The sequence below is a fragment of the Streptomyces sp. NBC_00038 genome (assembly GCF_026343635.1).
In the GTDB taxonomy this organism is placed as follows: Bacteria; Actinomycetota; Actinomycetes; order Streptomycetales; family Streptomycetaceae; genus Streptomyces.
Genome location: NZ_JAPELQ010000002.1, coordinates 178,218 through 200,733, shown reverse-complemented (window position 1 = coordinate 200,733; position 22,516 = coordinate 178,218). Strand labels below are relative to the sequence as shown.

21 protein-coding genes and 1 pseudogene are annotated in these 22,516 nt (G+C 67.3%); 9 read left to right on the top strand and 13 right to left on the bottom strand.

Annotated elements, in window-relative coordinates; translation table 11 throughout:
* Nucleotides 1-17: 17 nt before the first annotated feature.
* The 3 genes from OG219_RS44040 to OG219_RS44030 all read right to left on the bottom strand — a co-directional run bounded on the left by OG219_RS44040 (nucleotide 18) and on the right by OG219_RS44030 (nucleotide 2,192).
* On the bottom strand, nucleotides 18-959 hold the full coding sequence (locus tag OG219_RS44040) for a transposase (RefSeq protein WP_266836748.1): 942 nt from the start codon (nucleotides 957-959) through the stop codon (nucleotides 18-20).
* A 19-nt stretch (nucleotides 960-978) separates the two neighbouring features.
* Entirely contained in the window at nucleotides 979-1,494 is a 516-nt protein-coding gene (locus OG219_RS44035) for a transposase (protein WP_266836746.1), read from the bottom strand.
* A 134-nt stretch (nucleotides 1,495-1,628) separates the two neighbouring features.
* Nucleotides 1,629-2,192: a GrpB family protein gene (locus tag OG219_RS44030; RefSeq protein WP_266836744.1), complete on the bottom strand. Its 564-nt coding sequence runs from the start codon at nucleotides 2,190-2,192 to the stop codon at nucleotides 1,629-1,631.
* A gap of 598 nt (nucleotides 2,193-2,790) precedes the next feature.
* On the opposite strand from OG219_RS44030, the gene OG219_RS44025 reads away from it, so the two are divergent.
* The 5 genes from OG219_RS44025 to OG219_RS44005 all read left to right on the top strand — a co-directional run bounded on the left by OG219_RS44025 (nucleotide 2,791) and on the right by OG219_RS44005 (nucleotide 8,176).
* Nucleotides 2,791-3,147 (top strand): hypothetical protein, encoded by a 357-nt coding sequence (locus OG219_RS44025; protein ID WP_266836742.1) that lies wholly within the window; start codon nucleotides 2,791-2,793, stop codon nucleotides 3,145-3,147.
* Nucleotides 3,148-3,885: 738 nt separating this feature from the next.
* Nucleotides 3,886-5,391: an amidase gene (locus OG219_RS44020; protein WP_266836740.1), complete on the top strand. Its 1,506-nt coding sequence runs from the start codon at nucleotides 3,886-3,888 to the stop codon at nucleotides 5,389-5,391.
* A gap of 23 nt (nucleotides 5,392-5,414) precedes the next feature.
* Nucleotides 5,415-5,864, top strand: coding sequence for an HIT family protein (locus tag OG219_RS44015; protein WP_266836738.1), 450 nt, complete (start codon nucleotides 5,415-5,417; stop codon nucleotides 5,862-5,864).
* A gap of 34 nt (nucleotides 5,865-5,898) precedes the next feature.
* The gene (locus OG219_RS44010; RefSeq protein ID WP_266836736.1) at nucleotides 5,899-6,660 is read left to right on the top strand and encodes a MerR family transcriptional regulator; all 762 of its coding nucleotides are present in this window, start codon (nucleotides 5,899-5,901) and stop codon (nucleotides 6,658-6,660) included.
* 76 nt (nucleotides 6,661-6,736) lie between these two features.
* Nucleotides 6,737-8,176: an FAD-binding oxidoreductase gene (locus tag OG219_RS44005; RefSeq protein ID WP_323183374.1), complete on the top strand. Its 1,440-nt coding sequence runs from the start codon at nucleotides 6,737-6,739 to the stop codon at nucleotides 8,174-8,176.
* 438 nt (nucleotides 8,177-8,614) lie between these two features.
* Here OG219_RS44005 and OG219_RS44000 read toward each other — a convergent pair whose 3' ends face one another.
* The 5 genes from OG219_RS44000 to OG219_RS43985 all read right to left on the bottom strand — a co-directional run bounded on the left by OG219_RS44000 (nucleotide 8,615) and on the right by OG219_RS43985 (nucleotide 12,306).
* On the bottom strand, nucleotides 8,615-9,322 hold the full coding sequence (locus tag OG219_RS44000) for a TetR/AcrR family transcriptional regulator (protein WP_266836732.1): 708 nt from the start codon (nucleotides 9,320-9,322) through the stop codon (nucleotides 8,615-8,617).
* Between the two features lie 92 nt (nucleotides 9,323-9,414).
* Nucleotides 9,415-9,681 carry a hypothetical protein gene (locus OG219_RS43995; RefSeq protein ID WP_266836730.1) on the bottom strand — a complete coding sequence of 89 codons (267 nt, stop codon included), beginning with the start codon at nucleotides 9,679-9,681 and terminating at the stop codon, nucleotides 9,415-9,417.
* A 114-nt stretch (nucleotides 9,682-9,795) separates the two neighbouring features.
* Nucleotides 9,796-10,008, bottom strand: coding sequence for a transposase family protein (locus OG219_RS48315; protein ID WP_353962416.1), 213 nt, complete (start codon nucleotides 10,006-10,008; stop codon nucleotides 9,796-9,798).
* Nucleotides 10,009-10,163: 155 nt separating this feature from the next.
* The gene (locus tag OG219_RS43990; RefSeq protein WP_266836728.1) at nucleotides 10,164-11,639 is read right to left on the bottom strand and encodes a cell wall metabolism sensor histidine kinase WalK; all 1,476 of its coding nucleotides are present in this window, start codon (nucleotides 11,637-11,639) and stop codon (nucleotides 10,164-10,166) included.
* Nucleotides 11,626-12,306, bottom strand: coding sequence for a response regulator transcription factor (locus tag OG219_RS43985; protein WP_100599310.1), 681 nt, complete (start codon nucleotides 12,304-12,306; stop codon nucleotides 11,626-11,628). The genes OG219_RS43990 and OG219_RS43985 overlap by 14 nt, the downstream gene beginning before the upstream one ends.
* A 128-nt stretch (nucleotides 12,307-12,434) precedes the next feature.
* Here OG219_RS43985 and OG219_RS43980 point away from each other — a divergent pair, with 128 nt between their 5' ends.
* Nucleotides 12,435-13,964, top strand: coding sequence for a glycosyltransferase family 39 protein (locus tag OG219_RS43980; protein ID WP_266836724.1), 1,530 nt, complete (start codon nucleotides 12,435-12,437; stop codon nucleotides 13,962-13,964).
* Nucleotides 13,965-14,063: 99 nt separating this feature from the next.
* Nucleotides 14,064-14,204: pseudogene (locus OG219_RS43975) on the top strand (IS1380 family transposase); the annotation flags it as partial.
* Nucleotides 14,205-14,524: 320 nt separating this feature from the next.
* Here OG219_RS43975 and OG219_RS43970 read toward each other — a convergent pair.
* Nucleotides 14,525-14,779 (bottom strand): hypothetical protein, encoded by a 255-nt coding sequence (locus OG219_RS43970; protein WP_143638266.1) that lies wholly within the window; start codon nucleotides 14,777-14,779, stop codon nucleotides 14,525-14,527.
* A 349-nt stretch (nucleotides 14,780-15,128) separates the two neighbouring features.
* Here OG219_RS43970 and OG219_RS43965 point away from each other — a divergent pair, with 349 nt between their 5' ends.
* Nucleotides 15,129-15,422 (top strand): hypothetical protein, encoded by a 294-nt coding sequence (locus OG219_RS43965; protein ID WP_266836722.1) that lies wholly within the window; start codon nucleotides 15,129-15,131, stop codon nucleotides 15,420-15,422.
* A 440-nt stretch (nucleotides 15,423-15,862) separates the two neighbouring features.
* Here OG219_RS43965 and OG219_RS43960 read toward each other — a convergent pair whose 3' ends face one another.
* Nucleotides 15,863-16,516 (bottom strand): GPP34 family phosphoprotein, encoded by a 654-nt coding sequence (locus OG219_RS43960; RefSeq protein WP_266836720.1) that lies wholly within the window; start codon nucleotides 16,514-16,516, stop codon nucleotides 15,863-15,865.
* Nucleotides 16,517-17,078: 562 nt separating this feature from the next.
* Here OG219_RS43960 and OG219_RS43955 point away from each other — a divergent pair.
* Nucleotides 17,079-18,971, top strand: coding sequence for a S9 family peptidase (locus tag OG219_RS43955; protein WP_266836719.1), 1,893 nt, complete (start codon nucleotides 17,079-17,081; stop codon nucleotides 18,969-18,971).
* A gap of 301 nt (nucleotides 18,972-19,272) precedes the next feature.
* Here OG219_RS43955 and OG219_RS43950 read toward each other — a convergent pair whose 3' ends face one another.
* The 3 genes from OG219_RS43950 to OG219_RS43940 all read right to left on the bottom strand — a co-directional run bounded on the left by OG219_RS43950 (nucleotide 19,273) and on the right by OG219_RS43940 (nucleotide 22,196).
* On the bottom strand, nucleotides 19,273-20,217 hold the full coding sequence (locus tag OG219_RS43950) for a hypothetical protein (protein WP_266836718.1): 945 nt from the start codon (nucleotides 20,215-20,217) through the stop codon (nucleotides 19,273-19,275).
* Nucleotides 20,218-20,531: 314 nt separating this feature from the next.
* Nucleotides 20,532-21,314: an SDR family oxidoreductase gene (locus tag OG219_RS43945; protein ID WP_266836717.1), complete on the bottom strand. Its 783-nt coding sequence runs from the start codon at nucleotides 21,312-21,314 to the stop codon at nucleotides 20,532-20,534.
* Between the two features lie 42 nt (nucleotides 21,315-21,356).
* Complete coding sequence (locus tag OG219_RS43940) at nucleotides 21,357-22,196, bottom strand: SDR family NAD(P)-dependent oxidoreductase (RefSeq protein WP_266836716.1); 840 nt, start codon at nucleotides 22,194-22,196, stop codon at nucleotides 21,357-21,359.
* Between the last annotated feature and the right edge of the window lie 320 nt (nucleotides 22,197-22,516).

The window sequence follows — 22,516 nt, the reverse complement described above, 5'->3', positions numbered from 1 at the left end:
CGGGGACAGGCCCAGGTTCATCCCGGCATTGCGGCGCCACTGGGCCCGATCCGCGCCTGCGGAGGAATGCTCCGATGCTGGGTCTGCCGATGCCGACGGTGTTGATCAGTTCCTGTAGTGCTGTGGGCGGGGGATTGGTCGTCCAGGCCCGCCAGTAGCGTTGCAGTGTGGCCCAGGGCATCAGCCAGCCACGGACGGCGCGGATGGCCTGGGGCCAGCAGGCCGTTCGGGGCTGCTGGGGCCCGAGTTCTCCCCCTCTCTGCCCGTCCTGGCGGCGCGTCAGGCTCGGGTGGTGGGCCGACCGGAGCGGGCGGGGGTGGGTTGGGGGTGAACCAGGTGTTCCAGCAGAAGCTGAACGCGCAGTTCACGAGGGTCTGGTGGCGGCGGATCGCGGTGTCGGAGCGGGCCTGGAAGTCGGCCCAGCCGAGTTCGTCCTTGACTTGTTTGTAGCTTTGCTCGACCCAGTGCCGCAGGCCGTAGAGCCGTACCACTTCGGTGAGATCGGCGGCCGGGTGGCGGCTGTGTGCCGTGCGGGGTGATCCGGTCCGGGGCAGGTTGGTGGCCAGGTACCAGGTGGACGTCTCGGGCAGGGTGGCCGGGTCGGTTGTGGCCACCACGAGCCGGATCACGCCGTCGGGTCCCCGCCAGCCCAGCCGGGCGTCGGCGGCCCACCAGGTCGTGGTGCGTCCGTTGCGGAAGGTGCGGGTCACAGGCTGCCAGTCGCCGCTCTGTTCAGGGCCATACCAGGCCAGCTTGCGAGCGGCATCGACGGGCCGGAAGGCGTCCTTGTACTGCCAGGCACCGTGGCCGCGTTTGAGGGCCATCACGAACGGCAGGCGGGCGTCGGACAGTTCAGCGCGGAAGGTGTTGTGGTCGCCGCAGGCGCAGTCGGCGACGACCGCACGGAACTTGACGCCCGCTGTCGTCGCCGCGGTAGCCAGGGTGGCCCCGATCTGCAACTTGGTGCGGAAGGCCGGGTCATTCTTCCCGTGCGTGAAAGTGGTGGGCGGGGGTGTAGGGCACGGCATGCAGCGGGTAGCAGAGGCGTTCGTCGGCCCAGCAGGTGGTCACCGTGACCACGCCGCGGTCGATCTTCCCAACCGAGCCGAGGTACTGCTTGCCCACATGGGCGGTCGCACCGCCGTCCTTGCGATCCCCGGAATCGTCGATGACAAGCACCCCGCCGTCATGCGGTGCCGTGGCCGGGTCGGCCAGCAACAACTGCAGGCGGCGGGCATTGATCTGCTCGCCGTCCCAGGTTGACTCGGACAGGAAGAACTGCAGGCGCTGCACCGCCGCATGCTGGGCACCCACCACGGGCTCCGTGCCGGCCAGGCATGTCAGTGTCTTGTGGCGTTCCCGCGGCAACAACAGCCCGGCCAGGAACTCGCGAAAGCCCCGCCGCTGCGCCGGCGTCCCGAAGAGATCATCGAAAAGGACGGCGTACGCTTCCAGCGGACCCGGTGCAGGCGGACACGGCAGCCGCTTCGTCATCTCGGGCTCCCCAGACCGTAGTTGACGCCTCCACTCACGGCCTACTCCCGCTCGAACCCGCCTTCAACAAACCACCGGTAGGCGTCGCCAGTCGAACAGATTCACAGCTCACAAACCCGTGACGCCATCCCGCGTCATTGGCGAGTTGCCCTGGCTCGAGTCTTGATCGCGAAGATGACGTCGTTCTTGGCGTCGGCGTAGTCGTTCATGTCGTTCCACTGCTGGCTGAGCAGAGCTCGTTTGACACTCTCGTACAGGGCGCGATCGTCTGCATTGGTGCGCAAGTGGTCACGGAAGAGAAGGTACTCGTGCACCGCTGCGTCCCCTCGTTCATATACGTGCACGTGAACGTCGCGAGTCGGCGTACGCACGAGCCGATGTCCTGGCTCGCGAACCCGCAGTTCGTAACCTGCGGCCAACAGCCCGTCGAGGTAGTCCTCCTCTGCTGTGATGTCGGCCACCGCGACGACGATGTCAACAATCGGTTTGGCGGCAAGACCTGGAACCGAAGTCGATCCAATGTGCTCGACATCGACGTCCACTGCCGCCAACGCGTCAAGGATCCGCCGCCGGTGATGCAGGTAGACCTCCGCCCACCGGGCGTCATAGCTACCAAGGCCGACCTCGAGCGCTTCTGGACCACCGATGATCTCGACCGTCGTGACGTCCGGCCGACGAGGCTTGCTGCTGTTCATCACCAACACATCCTTTACGTCTTGCGCCAGTTCACCACCCAGATCGAAGGGGGCTGCGGTTGGCGGCTTCGTCGAGCCTCGCCGTCGTCACGCAGGTTCGGCGGATCGGGACCTGCGTCGCGCCGAGAGAGGCGACACGTTCCTGCTCGAACCGGAAAGGGTCGATTCTACGTGCAGCGCGACATGTTCGGCCCAGGCACAGTTGTCCTTGCTCAGCGGCATGGATTGCGGCGCGCGAACCAACAGGCACCTGAGGCGGGCCAGAGGACTGTTGGCCCCTCGGATGAGCGGCTGCCCCTCCGTCATCACTGCGGACACTTTGTCGGCCCCGGGGCTATCGATGTCGGCGTCCCTGCTGTGAGTGCAGTACACAAGAACCCCATCTGCGGGCGGGTCCCTGAGTCTGCCGCCGCTATCCCGGGTCCTCACTCGAGCGGCTTTCGGCAGACAACGATTGCAATGAAGTCTGGCCTGAGCTACGTTTTCGGGCTGACCATTTCAGCCCGGCCAGGCTGTCGAGGTGCCCGGCAAGGTGGGCAATACCCGCCGCGTGTTAGCGGCGAAGCCCGCGCCGCGGGCTCTACACAATCTGGAGCCAGTAATGACAGACACCGGCAGCATCTCCGACGGGTTCCACACCTTCGACGAGCTGTACGAATTCAGGCTGCTCTACCACGCACACGCAGTTCGGGCGTGGCTGGCCGCCAGGTATCCCGTCGTCCGCTCATGGAAGCACCACGACGGTGAACCATGCTTCGGAGGCGGCTGGTTCATAGTTGTGGCCCAGCTCCCCACGGGGCAGGTCAGCAATCACTACCGAGCCAATAGCTGGTCGTTGTTCGGTGACGTGCCCGAGGTAGAGACGGCGCCTGTGTGGGACGGGCACAGCACCACCGACGTAGCTCGCCGGCTGCGCACCCTCCTCAGTGGGGATGGATCTACGAGCGTGGTGAGTTGACGCTGCGCCGATAGGGCAGTCCGCTTTCGACATGAGTCGCGGAGGGCATCCCCGGTGCCGCCCTCGCCGACCTCCCACGCGAGCGCCGCGCCCACCTCTTCACCACGGACCATCAGCGAGAAGCAGGCCGGCCTGCGCACCGAAGCGGTCGCCACGCTCCTCAGAGCAGAGGAAGAGGCCCCGAAGCTGTTGACCTGTCCCGCGCCAGCCGTCTCGCTCAGTTCGCCGCCGACTTTCCGTAGAGGTCGAGGTTGCGCGGGTGCGGGTCGTCGGACGCCGATGTCCGAGGACCCGTGCGAGTACGTCGCGGACGACGGTGAGGGTCAGGCGCCAGGTCGGGTCGGGAAGGCCAGACCGCGCGAAACGGCGCGCGTCAACCGCAGCCCACTGACGGCGTCAACCCGGCATAGCAAGAAGGCGGACGGGCCTACGCCGGCCCGGCAGCCGGACACCCCTTCTGCCTCCGGTCAGCCTGAGCTTCATCGCGTGCCCGCGTCCGGTGCTGCGCCCAGAACTCGGCGTGGTGTGACCCCGGTATCCATGAGCTTGAGTGTGCCGTCGCGGCACAGTGTTGACTCAGATTGGGGCTGATCAACATCGCTACGCAGCGTCTGACGCGGTCGTGACCGGCCGGCCGAGACCTGCGCAAGGTCGTGGCCGGGACGCCGATGGCCGAGGTGTCGTGACGTTGGACGTGCCGCGGACCGGGCACCTTATCGCTCTGATGGGAGCACTCGTATGGGTATCACTTGGGATGAGTACCGGGAGCACGATGCCGTCGGGCTGGCCGAGCTGGTGAAGTCCGGGGCGGTGAGCCCGGTTGAAGTGCTCGAGGCGGCGATTGCCCGTGCCGACGCCGTCGAGCCGACGATCAACGCTATCCGCCACCGACTCGACGACGATGCCCGTGCCCGCGCTCGCAGTCCGCTGGCAGGCCCGTTCGCCGGCGTCCCGTTCCTGATCAAAGACTTGGGCCAGCACCTCGCCGGGGTTCCGACCGGCAGTGGGAATCGATCGCTGGCGCGCTTCCCGCGCCCGGAGACGTCCACGGTGGTACAGAGTTGGCTCGACGCCGGTCTGGTCGTGTTCGGCCGGACCGCGACCCCTGAATTCGGCGCCCGCGCGATAACTGAGCCGGTCGCGGGGGGCCCGACCCGCAACCCCTGGGATCCGTCGCGGACGCCCGGTGGCAGCTCCGGCGGGTCCGCGGCGGCCGTCGCGGCCGGAATCGTCCCGGTCGCGGGCGGGAACGACGGCGGGGGCTCCATCCGGATTCCGGCTGCGGCCTGCGGGCTGTTCGGGCTCAAGCCGGGGCGGGGCGTCGTCCCGTCCGGGCCAGAGGTCGACGAGGTCTTCCACGGCGCCGCGGTGCAGGGCGTGCTGTCGCGCACGGTCCGTGACTCCGCCGCGATGCTCGACGTCCTGGCCGGCTCCGCACCGGAGGGCCCGTACCGGGCGGCTCCGGCGGAGCGTCCGTACGCCGACGCCGTCGTCGACGATCCACGCCCGCTGCGGATCGGGCTGACCACGGTGTCCCCGCTTGGCGGACCGGTTGATCCGCAGGCCGCCGCTGCGGTTCGGGACGCGGGGGAGTTGCTCACCGGACTCGGACACGTCGTGGAGGAATCCGCCCCGGCCATCGACGGGCAGCGCCTGGCCACCGACTTCCTCACGACCTGGTTCGCGATGGTCGCCGCCGAGGTCACGGCCGCACGGGAGTTCACCGGCTGCGGCGAGGACGACTTCGAGATCGAGACCCAAATGATGGCTGCGATCGGCCGGAGCCTTTCGGCGCCGGAGTATCTGGCCACGCAGTCCCGCTGGCACCAGCACACCCGGGCGCTGGCCGCGTTCCACGAGCGCTACGACTTGCTGCTCACCCCGACCATGGCCCGGCCGGCTTGGCCGATCGGCGAGTTCGATCTCGCCTTGCCGGTCCGGCTCGCCGCAAGGGGGCTCCTGGCTGCCCGGATCGGCGGTGTGCTGGGCCGGATGAACCTCGTCGAGAAACTGGCCGTCGCGAACCTTGAGCCCGCGCCCTTCACCCAGCTGGCGAACGTGACCGGGCGCCCGGCGTCGTCGGTGCCGCTCTACCGGATGTCGAGTGGGCTGCCGCTCGGCATCCAGTTCGTCGGGCGCCCGGGTTCGGAGCCCGAGCTGCTGGCACTGGCCGCGCAGTTGGAGCGGGCGCGGCCGTGGGCGCATCTCTGGCCGTCGTTGCCCGCTTCGCCGTCCGCGGCCTGACGTCTCTGAGGACAATTTCACGTATGACTACTGTGTTCTCACGCATTATCGTCGGCGAGCTGCCCGGACACTTCGTCTGGCAGGATCCGGAAATCGTCGCTTTTCTGTCCATCGCTCCGTTGCGGCCTGGTCACACTCTTGTTGTGCCGCGGCGTGAGGTCGACCAGTGGACGGACGCTGACGGGACCCTTCTGGCGCGTTGCTTCGAGGTAGCCCAGGCCGTGGGGCAAGGGGTGCAGCGGGCTTGGAACGCTCCGCGTGCCGGCCTCGTCATCGCAGGCTTCGAGGTGCCGCATTTGCATATACACGTCGCGCCGGTCTGGGACATGTCCGACTTTGATTTCAGCAATGTCAAGCAGGAGGAGGATCCGTCAGCTTTGGCTGAAGCAGCGGCAAAGCTCCGTGCCGCCCTGCTGGAACTCGGTTATGAACAGGCACGGGACTTTGACCCCGGAGTCAGAGACAGGACTTGACTGTGCCGTAGCGGCACCGTGTTGGGTGAGAACCATGAGCTGGAGTACTCGGGAGATCGCCGAGCTTGCCGGCACCAGCCTGCGGGCGGTACGGCACTACCACGAGGTCGGGCTGCTGGCGGAGCCCGAGCGTCACGCCAACGGCTACAAGCAGTACGGCGTGCCGCACCTGGTCCGCCTGCTGCGGGTCAAGCGTCTGGTCGATCTCGGGTTCTCGCTGAACCAGATCGCGGAGACGGTGGACGAGGGTGAGCACCCCGGGCAGGCACTGCGCACGCTCGACGCGGAGCTGGCCGCGACCATCGAACGGCTGCAGCGGGCCCGGCTCGAACTCGCGGCACTGATCGACCTGCGTGCCCCGGCCGACCTGCCGACGGAACTCACGCCCGGCGAAGCAACGGTGCTGTCCGAGACCGACCGCTCGTTCCTGCTGGTCATGACCCGGTTGATGAACGGGGAACAGCTGCAGGCCTACGGTGCACTGGTACGCAATCTGCCTGCTCACCCGATCAATCGGGAGTTCGGCGAACTGCCCGCCGACGCAGGCGAGCACATCCGCCAAGACCTCGTGGAGCGGATGGTGCCCTACCTGCGCCGGCTGCGGCAGGACCACCCGGACCTGCCCGATCTGTACACGGACAACCCGAGGGGCGAGAAATTCGTTCGAGAGACCATGGAGACGGTCCTGCGTGAGCTGTACAACCCGGCACAGCTCGACGTTCTGCACCGGACCCACGTGATCGTGGACGAGCCCACCCAGCTCCGACCGGGGCGGAACGCTACCGAACTTCGTTGACCGCGCCGGTCTCCGGCGCCATGCCGTCGCCGTCGCCGTCGACGGCCGCACCCATGAGCGACACGCAGGAGTGACAATGCAGTCCCATGCCCATGCAGATGCCCCTTACGCAGTCAGCACTGCCTTGCTGGCTGAGCTGCGGTCCAGAATCCCTGCGGGCCGTGTGCTCACCAACGGGCCGGAGTACGCAAAAGCAGTGGCGTTGTTCAACGCAGCGGTCGATGTCCGTCCTGCTGTCGTCGTGCGGTGCGCGACCACCGCTGACGTGCAGGCCGCGATACGCGCGTCTCGCAACCATGGGGTGCCGATCTCGGTACGCGGCGGGGGTCATGACTTCTGGGGGCGGGCGTTCCGTCCCGGCGGACTGGTTCTCGATCTGACTGACATGCGGGGAGTTCAGGTCGACATCGGCCGCCGTTTCGCGACGGTAGGTGGCGGGGCGCTCTCGTCCGACGTCGTATCCGCTGCCGAGCGGGCGGGTCTGACGGCGGTCACCGGAACGGCGGGCGCCGTCGGCATGGTCGGCCTCACGCTCGGCGGCGGATACGGCCCCCTGATCGGGCAGTTCGGGCTCGCGGCCGACAACCTGCTCGGCGCCGAAGTCGTCCTGGCCGACGGTTCACGAGTGCACACCGACGCCGACCATCATCCGGACCTCTTCTGGGCGTTGCGGGGCGGCGGCGGCAACTTCGGTGTCGTGACCTCGGCGCGGATCCGTCTGCACCCCGTGCCGACAGTCGTGTCGGGCACCATCCTGTACCCGATCGTCCAGAGCGCCGACGTTCTCGCCGACCTCGGTGGGATCCTTCAGGACTGTCCGGATGAGCTGACGGTGGACGTGGGGTTCCTTCCCGGCCCGGACGGGAAGCCGACGGTGTACGTCGCGCCGACCTGGTCGGGGGACATCGAGGTGGGGAACGCCGAGAACGGGCCGGTGCGTGCCCTGGCCAGACTCGGTACAGCCGTGCTGGCCGAGATTGGACCGGTCGCCCGTTCCGCGGCGTTGGCCGCGACGGACGCCATGTTTCCACCCGGGCGGATGGGCGCGATTCGCACGCGCACCGTCCAGAGCATCTCCGGCTCCATCGCGACCGTCCTGGACCGGGCTGCCCAGGAGTTCACCTCACCGTTCTCCGCGATCGTGTGGCATCAGTTCCATGGTGCCGCCGCCCGTCTGCCCCTTGGCTCGACGGCTTTCGGCCGACGCGAACCGCACCTGATGGTCGAGCTGATCTCACTGTGGGAGGGCGAAAGCAAGGGCAACGCAGGAGCCGGCGATGGTAGGTCCCCGCACCTGCACTGGCTGGAAGCGTTGCACGCGGCGCTTGAGCCGTTCTCGTTGCCGGGTGGCTACGTGAACTTCCTGGGGCCGGAGACTCCCGACCAGGTCGCGGAGTCCTACGGGCCGAACACCGAGCGTTTGCTCGCCGTGAAGTCTGCGGTCGACCCGGACTCCGTCTTCGCCGCCACGCCGCTCCCCAGCGGGAGTGCCGACGCCGGTTCCAGGCCCGTGTGAAGCGTGGAACCGGAGCATCCGGGGGGGGTCCCTCCGGAGAACGGCATCGGGTCGTCGGACATGGGCCACGTTGACCTCGGGCTTTCACCAAGGGGGCCGTCCGACGGGTGATCAGATAGCCGGGGAGCGCCTCTGAACTGGGACGGTAGGGCTTGGAGAAGGTCCTGTTCGTTGCCAGGGGAGAAGCGCCTCCCCGGGTCCAGGGCGCCGGGCAGGGTCAGGCGCCACCGGCCGCTGTATCCGGGATGCAGAGCCGGGGTCTTCGCCGGACTGGCCGAAATAGCACCCTGGGCCACAGAGTTCAGATGGGCGCTACGGCGTTGTCGTGCCCTGGGAGATCGGCGGTTGAGCGGCGTACACAGTACGTGCAGCGGCGGGCGTGTCCCTTCCTGCCTCCGTGGCTGAGCCCATCGGAGTGTGCCGCTCAGGGGGCACCGCCTACTCCTGTCGATCGGCGGCGCCCTCGTCAGGCGCCTCCTCGACCTGGACCGGGTCGCCCACGGCGCCCCCGGTGGCCGTGCGGACAGCGTCCGCAATGAAAGCGAAACTCTCGTCACCGAGCTTCCGCGGATCGGTGCCGTCAAGAAGGCCGGCTCCGACGTACTCGTTGATGACTCGCAGGGCGGCCGCGGCGGCCGCGGCGTGCAGACGTACCTGTAGGTCGTCGGGCTTGAGCCCGAGGCGAGTCGCGATGACCGCTGCCAGTTCGTGTTCCACCTGGTCGCAGGCCATCAGCCAGGCCGTACGCAGGGCCGGTTCGGTCTCGGCCAATCGAATCATCTTGACGCCCAGCCCGGCATCGGCCTGCTCCGAAGGGCTGATCTCGCTGACCAACCGCTTCGCCTCCGTGGCGAAGTGCTCCTCCAAAGAGCGGTGCAGCGGCCAACTGCGCAAAGTGGCCAGTTCCCACTCCACGCTCTGCGCAACGATCGGCTCCGCGCAGCTCTCCTTGCTCCGGAAATGACGCCAGATGGTGCGGGTCGACAGGCCCACCGCCTCGGCGATCTGGTCACCGCTCGTGCCGTCGACGCCCTGCGCCCAGAACAGGCGTGCCGCCTCCCGCGAGATCTCCAGACGTACACGACGGCGGCGCTGCTCACTCATCCCGCCACGGCTGCGTTCGGTCGGTACCACGGCGTCGGCCACCCTTCCACCCCCCTTTCACCATCGCGCTCACTCAGTGCCATATTGACATTAAGTGACGCTGCACGCCAGCTAGACGAATAGGTCCGATGTATTCAGTGATGGAATGCGACCAGTGACCGCGTGCTCGGGGCGCCGGTCTTGTGGTTGCGCCAGATAGCGGCGGCCATGGCGAGGATGCGCTGGGCGACGCGGATGGCGACGCCTTCGAAGGTCCGTCCGCCGTGCTGTTCCAGGTCCAACTGCCCCTTGAGGGTGTCGTTCACGGACTCGATCAGCTGCCGTACCGACTTGAGCAGGCCCTCGCCCTTGCGCTTCTCCTCCCGCTTGAACGAGGGCCGCGGCAGTTCGGCCCCACGCATGACCAGGTCATTGAGTTGTGTTCATCTTGAACGTGCAGGTCACGGGGGTGGCATGGGTGGGTGAGGTCATGCTCGTGCTGGTCGGCGGCGGCTGTCTGCGGTGAAGATCGTCGGTCAGCGGGCGATCTCGTGCCAGTTGAGGACCATCAGCGCGCGGACGAGCCGGGTGGCCCACTTCAGGTCGAGGCGAAGCCGGGTCAGTACGCGCCAGTTCTTCAGGTGTGCGAAGGCGTGTTCGCAGACGGCTCGTTCTGCGCCGATCAGCTGGTTGACCTGCTTCTTCGCGGGCGGGAGCTTCTTGTCCTTGGGCTTCTTGCAGCCGGTGATCTCCGAGCCGCGCGCGGGTTGGGCGGTGGAGGTCCACAGCGGCCGGGCTCAGCCAGGTGGCGGGTGAAGTGGACGATCGTTTCTGCGGCAGTGGCGGTGGGCGTGGTCATCCGGTGGTCTTCCGGTTCCGAAGGGCTGCCGTGGTGAAGCGCGCGTCATTCCTCGGCCGGGGTGGGGGCTCGGGGAAGGCGTAGCTGGAAGCATGCTCCGAGGGTCCGGGGGGTGAGGGTGAGGGTGCCTCGGTGGCGGTGGGCCAGGTCGCGGGCGATGGCGAGGCCCAGGCCGGTGCCGCCGTGGTCGCGGGAGCGGGCGTCGTCGAGCCGGACGAAGCGTTCGAAGATGCGCTCGGCGTCCTCGGTGGGCACGCCCGGTCCGTCGTCGTGCACGGTGAGGACGACCCAGGCGTCCTGGTTCCGGACCGTGATCTGGATGCGGTGTGCGGCGTGGCGGACGGCGTTGTCGATGAGGTTGCGCAGCAGCCGTTCGTATTCGTCGGGGTTTCCGTGTACGTGTGCGGGGGCGGTGCTGTCGCAGGTGAGGGTCAACGGCCGTTCGGCGAGCGGGTATTGCTCGGTCAGCCGGGAGGCGAGGGCTGCCAGGCCGACGGTTTCGGGGCCGGCCATGGAGGTGCGGGTGTCGAGGCGGGCGAGGAGCAGTAGGTCTTCGGCGAGGGCCTGGAGGCGGCGGGTCTGTCGTGCGGCGGTGGTGGCCGCGGCGGGCCAGTCGGTGCGTTCCGGGTAGGCGAGCGCGACTTCCAGGCTGGCCAGCAGCGTGGTGAGGGGGCTGCGTAGTTCGTGGGCGGCGTCCGCGACGAAGCGGCGTTGCTGGGCGGCGGCGTCGTCGAGGCGCTGGAGGGTGGTGTTGATGGTGGTGGCCAGGGCGGTGATCTCGTGTCCCGTGGCGGGGACGGTGACACGTTCGCGAGGGTCGCTCGCGGTGACCGAGGCGGTGAGGACACGGATGGCTTCGACCGGCCGCAGCGCGATGCGGACGGCGAAGTAGGTGACAGCGGCGATCAGTACGAGGCCGACGAGCCCGGCCCGCAGCAGCAGGAGGTCGGTGGTCTTGGCGATTGCCTTGGCTGTGTTCGGGAGCACCACCACATAGACCCGCAGGTGGGCGTCGGCGGAGACGCCCAGAGCGGCGACTCTGTCACTGCTGAGTTCATCGGCGCTGATATCGGCGAACATGACCGTGTAGGTCCTGCCAGCCATGTCGAATCTGTCCCTTGAGTTGGAGTCGCGCACCGGTATGCGGAGGGGAAGGATCGTCAAGCTTCCGGGCTCCCTGGCCTCCGATGGGGCGGGCAGCACATGGCGGGTGCCGGGATCGAAGGCGGCCATGCCTCCGCCGTAGGCGACAGCGTTGCGTCGGCCGGTCGCGACGACCTCGTACGGCAGCACAGTGCCTCTGCGAGCGGGAACCACACCCTCGTTCAGCTGATCGACAAGAGCCCAGAGCTGTTGCTCGGCTTGTCCTTCGGCGATCTGCGTGCCCTGGCGGTACACGTCGTGGTGCAGCCACCAGCCGATGCCGACCAGGATGACAACGGCGGCCGAGGCGGCGGCCAGAGCAGTGCGGGCTCGTACCGAACGCGGCCACCAGCGGCGTCGCGGCTCAGTCGCGTTCACGGTCGTCCACCAGACGGTAGCCGGTACCCCGTACGGTCTGCAGGGACCGTCGGCCGAACGCGGTGTCCACCTTCTTGCGCAATGCGCTGACCCGTGCCTCCACCAGGTTGGGATCCAGGGCTTCGTCGGGCCACGCGTGATAGAGCAGATCCGTTTTGGAGACCGCCTGGCCCGCCCGGCGGGCCAGCAGCTCCAGCACGGCGAACTCCCTGGGCGTGAGTTCCACCCGGGCCCCGGCCCGACGGCAGACCCGGCCGGCGACATCCAACGAGAGGTCGCCCACGGCAAGGACGGGCGGTGCGACCGTGGCCGCTCGTCTGACCAGGGCTCGCAGCCGTGCGACGAGCACCACGTAGGAGAAGGGCTTGGCCAGGTAGTCGTCGGCCCCCGTGTCCAGGGCCTCTGCCTGATCCCACTCCCCGTCCTTGGCGGTGAGTACCAGGATGGGAGTCGCGTTGCCCTCCCGGCGCAGCTGGGCGCAGACCTTGTAGCCGTTGAGTCCGGGCAGCATCAAGTCCAGTACGACAAGGGCGTATTCGCCGGTCCGGGCCATCCACAGTCCCTGCCGGCCGTCATGGGCGAGGTCGACGCTGTAGCCCTCGGCGGTCAGACCGGTGTGCAGGGTGTGGGCAAGGTCCACCTCGTCTTCGACCACCAGGATGCGCATGCGGTGCAGCTTCGCACAGCGCCGGCCCGCCTTCCTGATCGGCCGGTCAGGTTGGATCAGCCTCCGGTCAACGAGGTCCGGGCACGCTGGCGCGGTGTCTTCGCCACTGCTGAAAGGCCCTTTCGCCGATGTCCGTTGATGAACGTGTCCCCGCCGTCGCCAGGGCGGTTTCCCCTCCCGTACCCGCCCGTCGACGATCACCGGGCCCGGCCAAGACCCTTGTCGTCATCGCGCCCCTGGCGCTGACCATCGCTCTGGGGCTCTGGGGTATCCGTAGGAAGAACACCATGTGGGGGGACGAGTCCGTCACCTATCAGCTCGCGCACCGCGATCTTTCGCAGATATGGCTCACCGCCCAGCATATTGATCTGGTCCATGCCCTCTACTACGCCGTGATGCATGAGATCTTCGGTCTCTTCGGCGGAGGGCTGCTGACGTTGCGGCTGCCGTCCGTGCTGGCGATGGCCGTGGCGGCGAGCGGAGTCGGGCTTCTGGCGCTACGCCTGGCGGGACCCCGTGCCGGGCTGCTGGCCGGGCTGGTGTTTCCGCTCCTTCCCCAGGTACAGAAGTACGCGCAGGAAGGCCGCTCGTACGCCATGGTCTGTGCCCTGGTCACCTGGGCCACCTATGCGCTCGTGGCCAGCGTCCCGCATCGCGCCCGGTGGCGGTGGGCGGTTTATGGCTCCACCATGCTGCTGGCCTGTCTGCTCCATGAGCTCGCGGTCCTCGCCCTGGTCGCACACGGCGTCACACTGGTCGTCTCCCGTCTTCCACGACCGGTGCTGAGAGCGTGGAGTGTGGCTGCCGCGGGCGTCGTGGCCGGGCTGTTGCCGCTGGCGATCTACAGTGCGGGGCAGTCGGAGCAGGTGTCCTGGATCGGCGGACCGGTGCGGCTTCGTTATTTCCTGGTGGTGGCGGTCGTGGGCATGGTGTGTGCCCGAGCACCCCTGGGGGTGAGGGGGCCTGTTCGGCTTTCCGCGCTGGCTGTGCCGATTCTTGTGCTTCCGGGCCTTCTGCTGCTGATCGCCTCACTGGTCAAGCCCCTTTTCGTCGACCGGTATGTGGTCTACAGCAATCTCGGAATCGCCTTGCTGCTGGGCGCCTGCATGGATTACTTCCTCCGGCGGCAGCGGTCTTCCCGCTACGCGTGGATCGCGGCGGTTGCCGTACTGGCCGCGCTCGTCCCGCCGAGCCTTTCGCTGAGGACGCCCCAGAGCCGGAGCAATGACGTCACCGCCATCGGCGCCGCCGTACGCAAGGAAGGCCGTCCCGGCGACGGGCTGCTCTATCTCGCCGGCCAGCACCGGATCTTGACCGCGGCCAACCCCGAGGACACCCGTTTTCTGACAGATCTGGCCCTGGCACAGGATCCCGTTTCGTCGAACACACTGGCAGGTGTCGAGCTTCCCGCCCAGGAAATAGCGGCACGCATGCTGGAATTCGACCGGATCGTCGCGGTCCGCGCGGTGGGTGTGCACTCGCCGGCCAACCCGCAGGAGGAAGCGAAAACGAGCACCCTGCGGCGCCACTTCCGCGAGTACGGAACAACCCGTGTCAACGGGGCGCGAGTCACGGTCTATGTCCGAGACCACGACCCGTCTCCGAAGGCCGGTCCTGGATCCAACAGCCCGGGTGCGAGTGGTGGGGTGATGAGGTAACCGCGACTGGTGCCGGCCCGGCCGGCACCATCGCCGTCACGCTGTCTCGCCCCGGAAGCCACGGACGGACCTCGGCTTGCCGGTCGCTGCTGCTGTGGGAGGCTGCGGCTGTTCTCCGCCGCTGCCCAACTCATCGCGACCGCACGCCAACGGCACCTGCGATGCGCCCGCCACTGGCCATGGACGGACGAGATCATCGACACGATCAGTCGGCTCGGCACGTTCCAGGACCCAGGCTGACCGAAAACAGCCCGGGGAAGATCCGGGACGTCGGGGATGTCGGCGATGTCGATCTCCTCGAACCCCGACGAGCAGCAGAGCCACCGACGGGACCGTGGCAACCGGCGCCCACCCGATGCGACGAGCGGGCCGCCTGCGTGCCCGCACACGCACCGCGACGACGAATGGGGCGGCAACCGAAGCTGGCGACCGAACACGGGCCCCACTCAGAGCCTGCGGCCCGAACGGCAGGAGACGGCCGGGCTGTTGGTGAGACAACGGGAGCGGCCACCCTGCGCAGCACGCCAGGGTGGCCGCCTCTTCTGCCCCTTGCGAAGCGGTCAGCGCACCCAGACGGTGTACTCGGCGCGACCACCCGGACCGTCGCACCACACCTCGTCATACCCGTTGTGCTGGGCGTTCGGCAGCTCCTCAGCCTCGCACTGCCTCTTCGAGTCATACGTCATACCGCCAGCCACGTGCCAGCCGCTGCCGGGTGGGGGGACGGCGACTGCGCTGGTGGCGGTCAGCGGGACTGCTATCGCTGCGGCGCCGACGGCGAGGCCGACGGTGATGCGGGAACGCCACGACTTCATGAGCTCTCCTTCTGTTGGCTGCACTGTCCCTCGGTAAAGCACCCGGGATCCGTGCGTGGTGCCTCTGCGGCTTGCAGCGTGTCTTGCTCGACATGCCACTCGCGGAATGACACTGAGCGCCAGTTTGTCATTTAGTGACTTCAATGGCCATTCTCGGCGGAGTGGCCTGAGTCACAGCAAAGTGTCTACGCTGAGGCCGTGGCAGCAGACCTTGACCGCACTCGAGAGAGTCCACGGGCCACAAGAAGGCGGTAAGGGTTGGTAGGTGATCTGCCGTCACCTGAACGGATGGGGCTGGGGACCGTGAGCAAGGACTGCTCGATGCGCGGGTCTGTCCAACGTGAAGTCCATGGTGCAGGGCCTCGCCGACGCCTGCGAACTGCAGGGCGGTCTCCAGCGGGAAGCGACCTACGACGGGCTGCGGGTCGCCGAGGCCAAGGGCAACGGCGGTGGTCACGGCACCGCTGTGGTCGACCTCATGCCCGACCACAGCGCGGCCGACCATCAGGCCACATCTGCCACGGGCAGTCGTCACGTTCGATACGCCGGGCAAGTTCGCCGAGTTCCTCCGCGTGACCGAGCTGGACGACGCCGAGTGGGCCACTCCACCGCCGCTCCCGCCGTGCACTGCCAAGCCGTTTGACGGCCCCCAGGGCGCCCCGACCGTCCCGGGTGCAGCGCAAGGCGGCCCGCCGGGAGTACGAGATGGACGGTTGCGGTTCCGGTGACGTCGGCCAGGAAAGCTCGCTGCGGCGTGATGGGTTCCCGCTCACCGGTGGCGAATTCACCGGTCGCGGACGGTATTTGTGGGGTGTACGGGACGCGGTCCGGGTACGGCGGTGTTCCCTTGCGGTGTTTGTCTTGCCGTGGCGCGATTTCTTCTCCGTCGCCACTCGTCACAACGACTGTGGCGCCGACGATGATCAACCGGAGCCCAAGGGGTGGACGTGAGCTCGGCACTTGGCTCCATCGGCCACCATGCGGCGAACGCGGCAACCAGAGTCTCCAGCACCGGCCTTGATGTCGCTCGATTTTACTTCGGCTCGCATTCTGCGGACGTGCGCATTTTTAGGTTTGTCCTGCTCAGCTCCATCCGCCGCCGACAGACCGACTGGAAAGCACCGAGTTTGACAGGGCTTTGCGCAGACCCGGTATTTCTCGATCGAATTTCTTGGCGAGTTCCTCAAGCGTATCCTTGTGTTTGCGGCGCTCGGAACGGTTCAGTACGACCCCCATGGTCGCGTCGCTCTCCAGGGCGATCACCGGCAGTGCCACTTGCGCCAGGGGCAGGGTGGACGGGTCGGGAGTGGTGGTGACCCGCGTGCGCAATGCTTGCTGCACAGCTCGGGCCTCCTCTTCCCGCCGCAAGACAACTTTGCTCCCTCCAAGCAGACTCAAGGTGAGGCCGGTCTTCTTTTCGATAATCCCAGCAGCCGTCAGCTGGTTTTCGACCGGTTTCTCTGCCTTGTGCGCGGTGTTGTGCACCAGTGCCATCCACTTTTTCGGCCTCGCGTGCAGCTCTTCCCACACAGAGGCAAGAAACGGATCCGTCGGTGATTGGTCTCCAAGTACGCGAACCCGGCGTCCGTCGGTCTCTGCCTGTCCCGCAAGGACTAGCTCGGTCAGGGCGGCAGCACGCAGCCGCTGCCCGCGGAACTGCAGAAGAGTAGCCGGAAACTTGTTCTTCTTGAAGGCGTAGGCACACAGGTAGATCTGCTGCGGAAGCGTGAGATCCATGTGAACTCCTTGAATACGTGGCAACAGGACCAGTTCCTACTAAATGGCGCGATCTACAAGGGCCGTTGACGGCATATTGGGTTCGCCGACCTCGGCCGTCGACCTGTCGGCGTAGCGCTTTTCCTGACTCGACGGGACTGCAGCCGCTCGAAGGCGCCACGAATCCGCGCCACGGTCATCGGCTCACAGCAGGAAGCTCGTGATCTTCATGGCCGTCAACTCTCCCGAAGTCCATCTTGCGCGACCTCGCCATTGTGTCACTAACTGTAATATTGACACTTAGTGACAGCGTTGCCCACCCCTCACGCATGTGACCTGCGCCACGAGTTCACTGTCAGTCGAGCGGTCACCCAGGGGGGGTGGGGCTTCAATCGGCGGCCCGCAGCGGCTGGACATGCGGCGCACTTGCCATTGCTGTCACTTAGTGACACTGTCATTAAGTGACAGCCTTCGATCGCTGAACGGTGACCGGCTCCAGGCTGCGGACCCACTCAGAGCCCTTGCCGACCATCATCAGGGCCTCATCACTCGCTGTCCGGAGACAGCCACAGGAAGGACCCACATGGCACTGCCGAAGCCGATCAGCGTCGAGGAGTTCTTTGCCCCTCCCGTCCGTTCGAGAGCCTCCCTCTCGCCGGACGGCACCAAGATCGCGTACCTGGCTCCTTGGGGAAACCACCTGAACCTGTGGATCGAGAGTGTCGACGCGCCCGGGGACGCGCGGCGGGTCACCTCCGAGGACCGCAACCTGCTGAGCTACCACTGGACCGACGATCCGAGGTGGCTGCTCTATACCCGTGACCAGGGAGGTGACGAGAACCGGCACCTGTATCGCGTCGATCTCGAAGATCCGGACGCAGCGGCTACCGACCTCACCCCCTTTCCCGGCGCACGCATCATGGATCTGAAGCTGCCCGCCGGGCGGCCGGGGAAGGCGGTGTTCTCCTCGAACAGCCGGAATCCCGCCACGTTCGACCTCTTTGAGCTGGACATCGCCACCGGTGACCTGCGGACCCTCGCAGAGAACACCGGAGGCGCTGCCACCACCCTTTTCTATGGCGGCAGCAAAGGCCCCTTCACCAGTGACGTCACCGAACAGGGCGACCTACGGTTCTCGCGCTGGAACGAGGCCACGCAGACGTTGTGCCACATCGCGCAGTTCGAGGGTGAGGACTATCCGCTGGGCATCTATCCGCTGGAGGTCACCGCCGATGCCGACGGCGTTCTCTTCGGTTCGAACCGGGGCTCGGACAGACTCCGCCTGGCCCGGCTGGATGCAGAAACCGGCGAGGAGACGGAGGTCGACTCCCACCCGCAGTACGACCTGGACACACGAGCCCGTGTCTTTCCCGCACTGCCCTCGCCGCTCATCTTCAGCCGACGTACCGGCGAGCTCATCGGAGTTCGCTACCTCGGGGAACGACTGGTGATCAACGCACTGGACCCGCACTTCGCCGAGGTCTTGGAGAACCTGAGGAATCTGTCCGATGGCGACCTGGCCCACATCTCGTCCGACGAGAGCGAGCAGCGGTGGGTCGTCAGCTTCACCCACGACCGCGATCCCGGGGCCACATACTTCTACGACCACTCCTCGGGCGAGAGTCGCCTACTGTTCCGGCCCCTTGGTCACCTGGATTCCGAGCAGCTGGCACCGATGACACCGGTGACGATCACCGCTCGGGACGGTCTCGCGCTCCCCTCCCACCTGACACTGCCAATCGGGGCAGAGCCGCACCGGCTGCCGCTGGTCCTGCTTGTGCACGGTGGTCCCTGGGACCGAGACAGCTGGGGGTTCAACCCTCTCGTCCAACTGCTGGCCAACCGGGGCTACGCGGTGCTTCAGGTGAACTTCCGCAGCTCCACGGGGTACGGCAAGTCGTTCATGAAGGCCGGCGTCGGGGAGCTGGCCGGCAAAATGCACGACGACCTGATCGACGGTGTGAACTGGGCCATCCAGCAGGGATACGCGGACCCGGACCGGGTGGCGATCTTGGGCGGCTCCTACGGTGGCTATGCGGCACTGGTCGGAGTCACCTTCACGCCCGATGTCTTCGCCGCTGCGGTGGACATCTTCGGGGTCTCTGACCTCGCCAACTTCCTGCGCAACCAGCCGGAATTCGTCCGGCCGGCCCTTGCCGCCAACTGGTTTCGCTGGGTCGGCGACCCCGCGGATCCGCAGCAGGAGGCCGACATGCTGGCCCGCTCACCGATCAGCCGGGTGGACCAGGTCCGTACACCGCTGCTCATCGCCCAGGGCGCCAACGACGCCCGGGTAGCGCAGGCAGAATCCGACAACATGGTCCAGGCTCTCCGGGCACGTGGGGTCCCCGTCGAGTACATACTCATGGCGGACGAAGGGCACTCCATCGAGAACCCGGAGAACTTGATCGCTGTGTACCGCGCCGTGGAGCGTTTCTTGGACGAGCATCTCGGACCCGGCCGGGCCGCTACGTAACCGTCGTCCGGACCGTGGCGGCAGGCGGTCGGCGTAAGGAAATCCGTGAGGACCCGCAGCCCGGAGGCCGCATTCTCGGCGGCCGCCAGTAGCGGATGCTCTGTCCAGCGGCTGCGGAGGTGTTGCGGGAAGCGGCGGCGGGGAAGCGCGAGGCGCGAGCGCCTGAGGGAAACACAGCGAACCGGAACGGAGCCCGCGCAGCCATAGCCAAGATGTGGGCAAGCTACCGAAGCCTCCCTGCGCTTCGCCGGGGGCAACCCCGGATATGGCGGGGCGAGGAGGAGCTGACCCTCGGCTCGCATCAGCAGCGTGTAGTGCTGGCGGCGCTGCCGTCGCGGCGCGGGCGCCATGTCACCACCGCCGAGATCGTCCACGCCGTATGGGGTAAGGACCCTCGCGCGGCCGTTGGATCCGGCGGGGCGCGCAACGGACCCTGGAACGGGTCGAGTTGTTCCGCATACGCCTCGGCCCACTCCAGCCAGTCCGCCTCGTCCGTCGCGACCGGAGTGTCGCCGGCTCGGGCGCGGGCGGCCTGGCAGAAGGCGCGGATCTCGGCGGCCTGCCGGCATGCCCGCGTCTGCCCGGTCAGAACTCTCGCCCGGTGCTGCTCGACCTGCTGCTCGCGGGCCAGGGCGACGGCCGCATACCAGCGCCGCCGCTGCTCTGCCTCGCGCAATTCCTTCTCCCGCTCCCGGCGTTCGGCTTCCGCCGCGAGGCGTTCGAGATCCTGCAGGAGGTGTCCCAGCCGCGACTCCAGCGTCCACCGCGCACCGTCGCTGTAGAAGTACGAATGCTGATACCAGTTCCCGGCAGGTGCACCGAGAGCAAGGCGTCCGATGAACTCCTCGTCGTACTTGGGCACGCGGGTCCACGGGCTGTACTCCTGCCGGCGGAGCTCCTGCGGGGTCGGCTCGCGCGGGACCTTGGCCGTCCGCTCGGTGAGGACGAGAGGAAAGGCCCGGCCCCGGATCACGATCGCCAGCGTGTGCACGGCTTCAGCACGCTGCAGGTCGGTCTGAGTCTTCACCGTGTAGCCGCGGCTCTCGGCCTCGGTCAGGAGCGCGTGGATCCGCAAGGCCCGGTCGGCGAGAGGCCGTGACAGGTACAGCGGGATAACTTCCGGTCTGCCCCGGGTGTCGATCAGGCTCTGGGGCCGGCCGAGGGCCTTGAGCGTGGCACGAACGAGACGATGAGGGCCGTTCCAGGGTCTCCGTGTGGGTGCGGGGCTCTGCGGGCTGGAGGGCATGACTCCATTGTGGCGATGGGAAAGGTGGCGTGGGTCATGATGCATGAGCTTGCGTCCGGAGCGAGCGGCAGTGAACTCGTGCAGGCGATTCGGCCGTGGCAGCCCGTTCCGCCCGAAGAGGCGGGAAGGCTGTTGGTCATGACGCTCGTTTGACGCTCTCGGCGCCCGCACCAGGGATCGTGAGGCGAAAAACAGGCTTTGACCTGGTCTTTTCCACGAGTTGCCGAGGCCGATATCTGTCCGATGACAAATACCGTCATGGCGGGGGAGGAACAGCGATCGGCTGTTCCTCCCCCGCCATGACGGTACGGACTTCAGATGGCCTGGGCGGTGGGCAGGATGGTGATCTCGGTGAGGTTGACGTGGCGGGGGACGGCGGCCATGAAGGCGACGGTCTCGGCGATGTCGGCGCTCTGGAGGACGTCGATGTCGTGGATGAGGTCGGCCATCAGTTTGGAGGCGTCGGGGTCGGTGACGTGGTCGGGGAGTTCGGTGTCGACCATGCCGGGCTCGATGGTGGCGACGCGGACCATCTTGCGGCCGAGCTCGACGCGGAGCAGCCGGGTGAGGTGGCTGATGTAGGCCTTGGTGCCGGAGTAGATGGAGAACTTCTCCAGGATCCGGGTGGCCGCGATGGACGAGGTGTTGATCAGGTCGGCGGACTTGCCCTGGGCGGCGGAGTCCGTCAGGTGGGGAAGGAACGCGGCGATGACGTTCATCAGGCCGCTGATGTTGAGGTCGATCTGGCGCTGCCATTCGTCGACCTTGAGCTCCTCGATCCCCGAGACGAGCTGGACGCCGGCGTTGTTGAACACGAGGTCGGCCTTGCCGAAGCGGTCGGCGACCTGGTCGGCGACGGTCTGGACGGCGGCGCGGTCGGTGACGTCGACGGCCAGGGCGAGCGCGGTGCCGCCGGCGGCCTCGATGTTCTTGACCAGGCTGTCGAGGCGCTCCTTGCGCCGAGCCAGTACGACCACGGTGGCGCCGAGTTCGGCGAGGCGTTCAGCGGTGACGGCACCCATGCCGCTGGAGGCGCCGGAGACGACAGCGACACGTCCGGCCAGGGGAGTGCCGGTGAGCAGAGCAGCAGACATCACAAATCCTCGATCTCTTTGCTGGGAACGGTTACTGGCGGTGTGTCAGGCGGCGTCGCTGTGCGCGGTGGCGGCGGACTTCTCGCGCCACGGGGCGAGGTCGTCCTGCACCTGCTGGTACTTGACCTCGAGCCGCTCCAGGGTGTCCCGCCCGAGGTAGAGGTGCGTGGGCAGCTTCTCGGTGGAAGCGACCTCGACGATGAGGGCGGCGCCCTTGACGGGGTCGCCGAGCTGCGCGTGGTTCGCCCGGTCGATCCAGTCCAGCGTGACGTGGGCGGGAGTGTCGTCGTAGTCGGCGATGCGGTTCGCGGCGACCGACAGGGAACTGGCGTCGAGGAAGTCGGTGCGGAAGACGCCCGGTTCGACCACCATCGACTGGACACCGAACGGCGCCATCTCGGCGGAGAGCGCTTCACTGATGCCGGCGACCGCGAACTTCGACGCGGAGTACAGGCTGACGCCGGGCTCGCCCTCGAAACCCGAACGGGAGCCGATGTGCACCAGCCTGCCGGACCCCTGCTTGCGCATGACGGGCAGCACGGCGCGCGTGACATTGATCAGGCCGAAGACATTGAGGTCGAACAGTGACCGGGCCTCCGCGTCGGTGATCTCCTCCAACGCGCCGAGCAGGCCGCGGCCGGCGTTGTTGACCAGGACGTCGATGCCGCCGAACCGGTCCACGGCGGCCTCGACGGCCTGCGGGATGCTGTCGTTGTCCGTGACGTCCAGGGCGACCGCGAACACCTTGCCGGAGTTCTTCAGATCGTCCGGAACACGCTCCGGGTTTCGTACGGCGACCACGACATTGTTACCGCCTGCGAGGGCGGCGCGGGCGATTTCAGCACCGATTCCGCGGGAGGCGCCAGTGACAAACCACGTAGCCATGGGAAAAACCTCTTTCGTCGCTTCCCCTTTTCGGGGATTTCCTCTTGACGTATTCGAGTGTGCCCGTCGGCTACAGCGCTATGAAGGCTGCGCTCTTCCTGGGAGTCCCACACCCAGGAAGCCGATGTCTGGGCGAAGTGCCGGAGGCTGCGATGCGAGCTCCAGCGGGCCCAGGACCAGCAGTTGTAGCAGGGTTCGAGCCTCTCGGCGGCGGACTACGCCCTCCTGGCGCCATTGTCGGAATCCGGCGACGGCGTGCAGCGGGCGAGGGACCTCGGAGCCGAGGTCGGCTGGGAACGCAGCCGCCTGTCCACCAGATC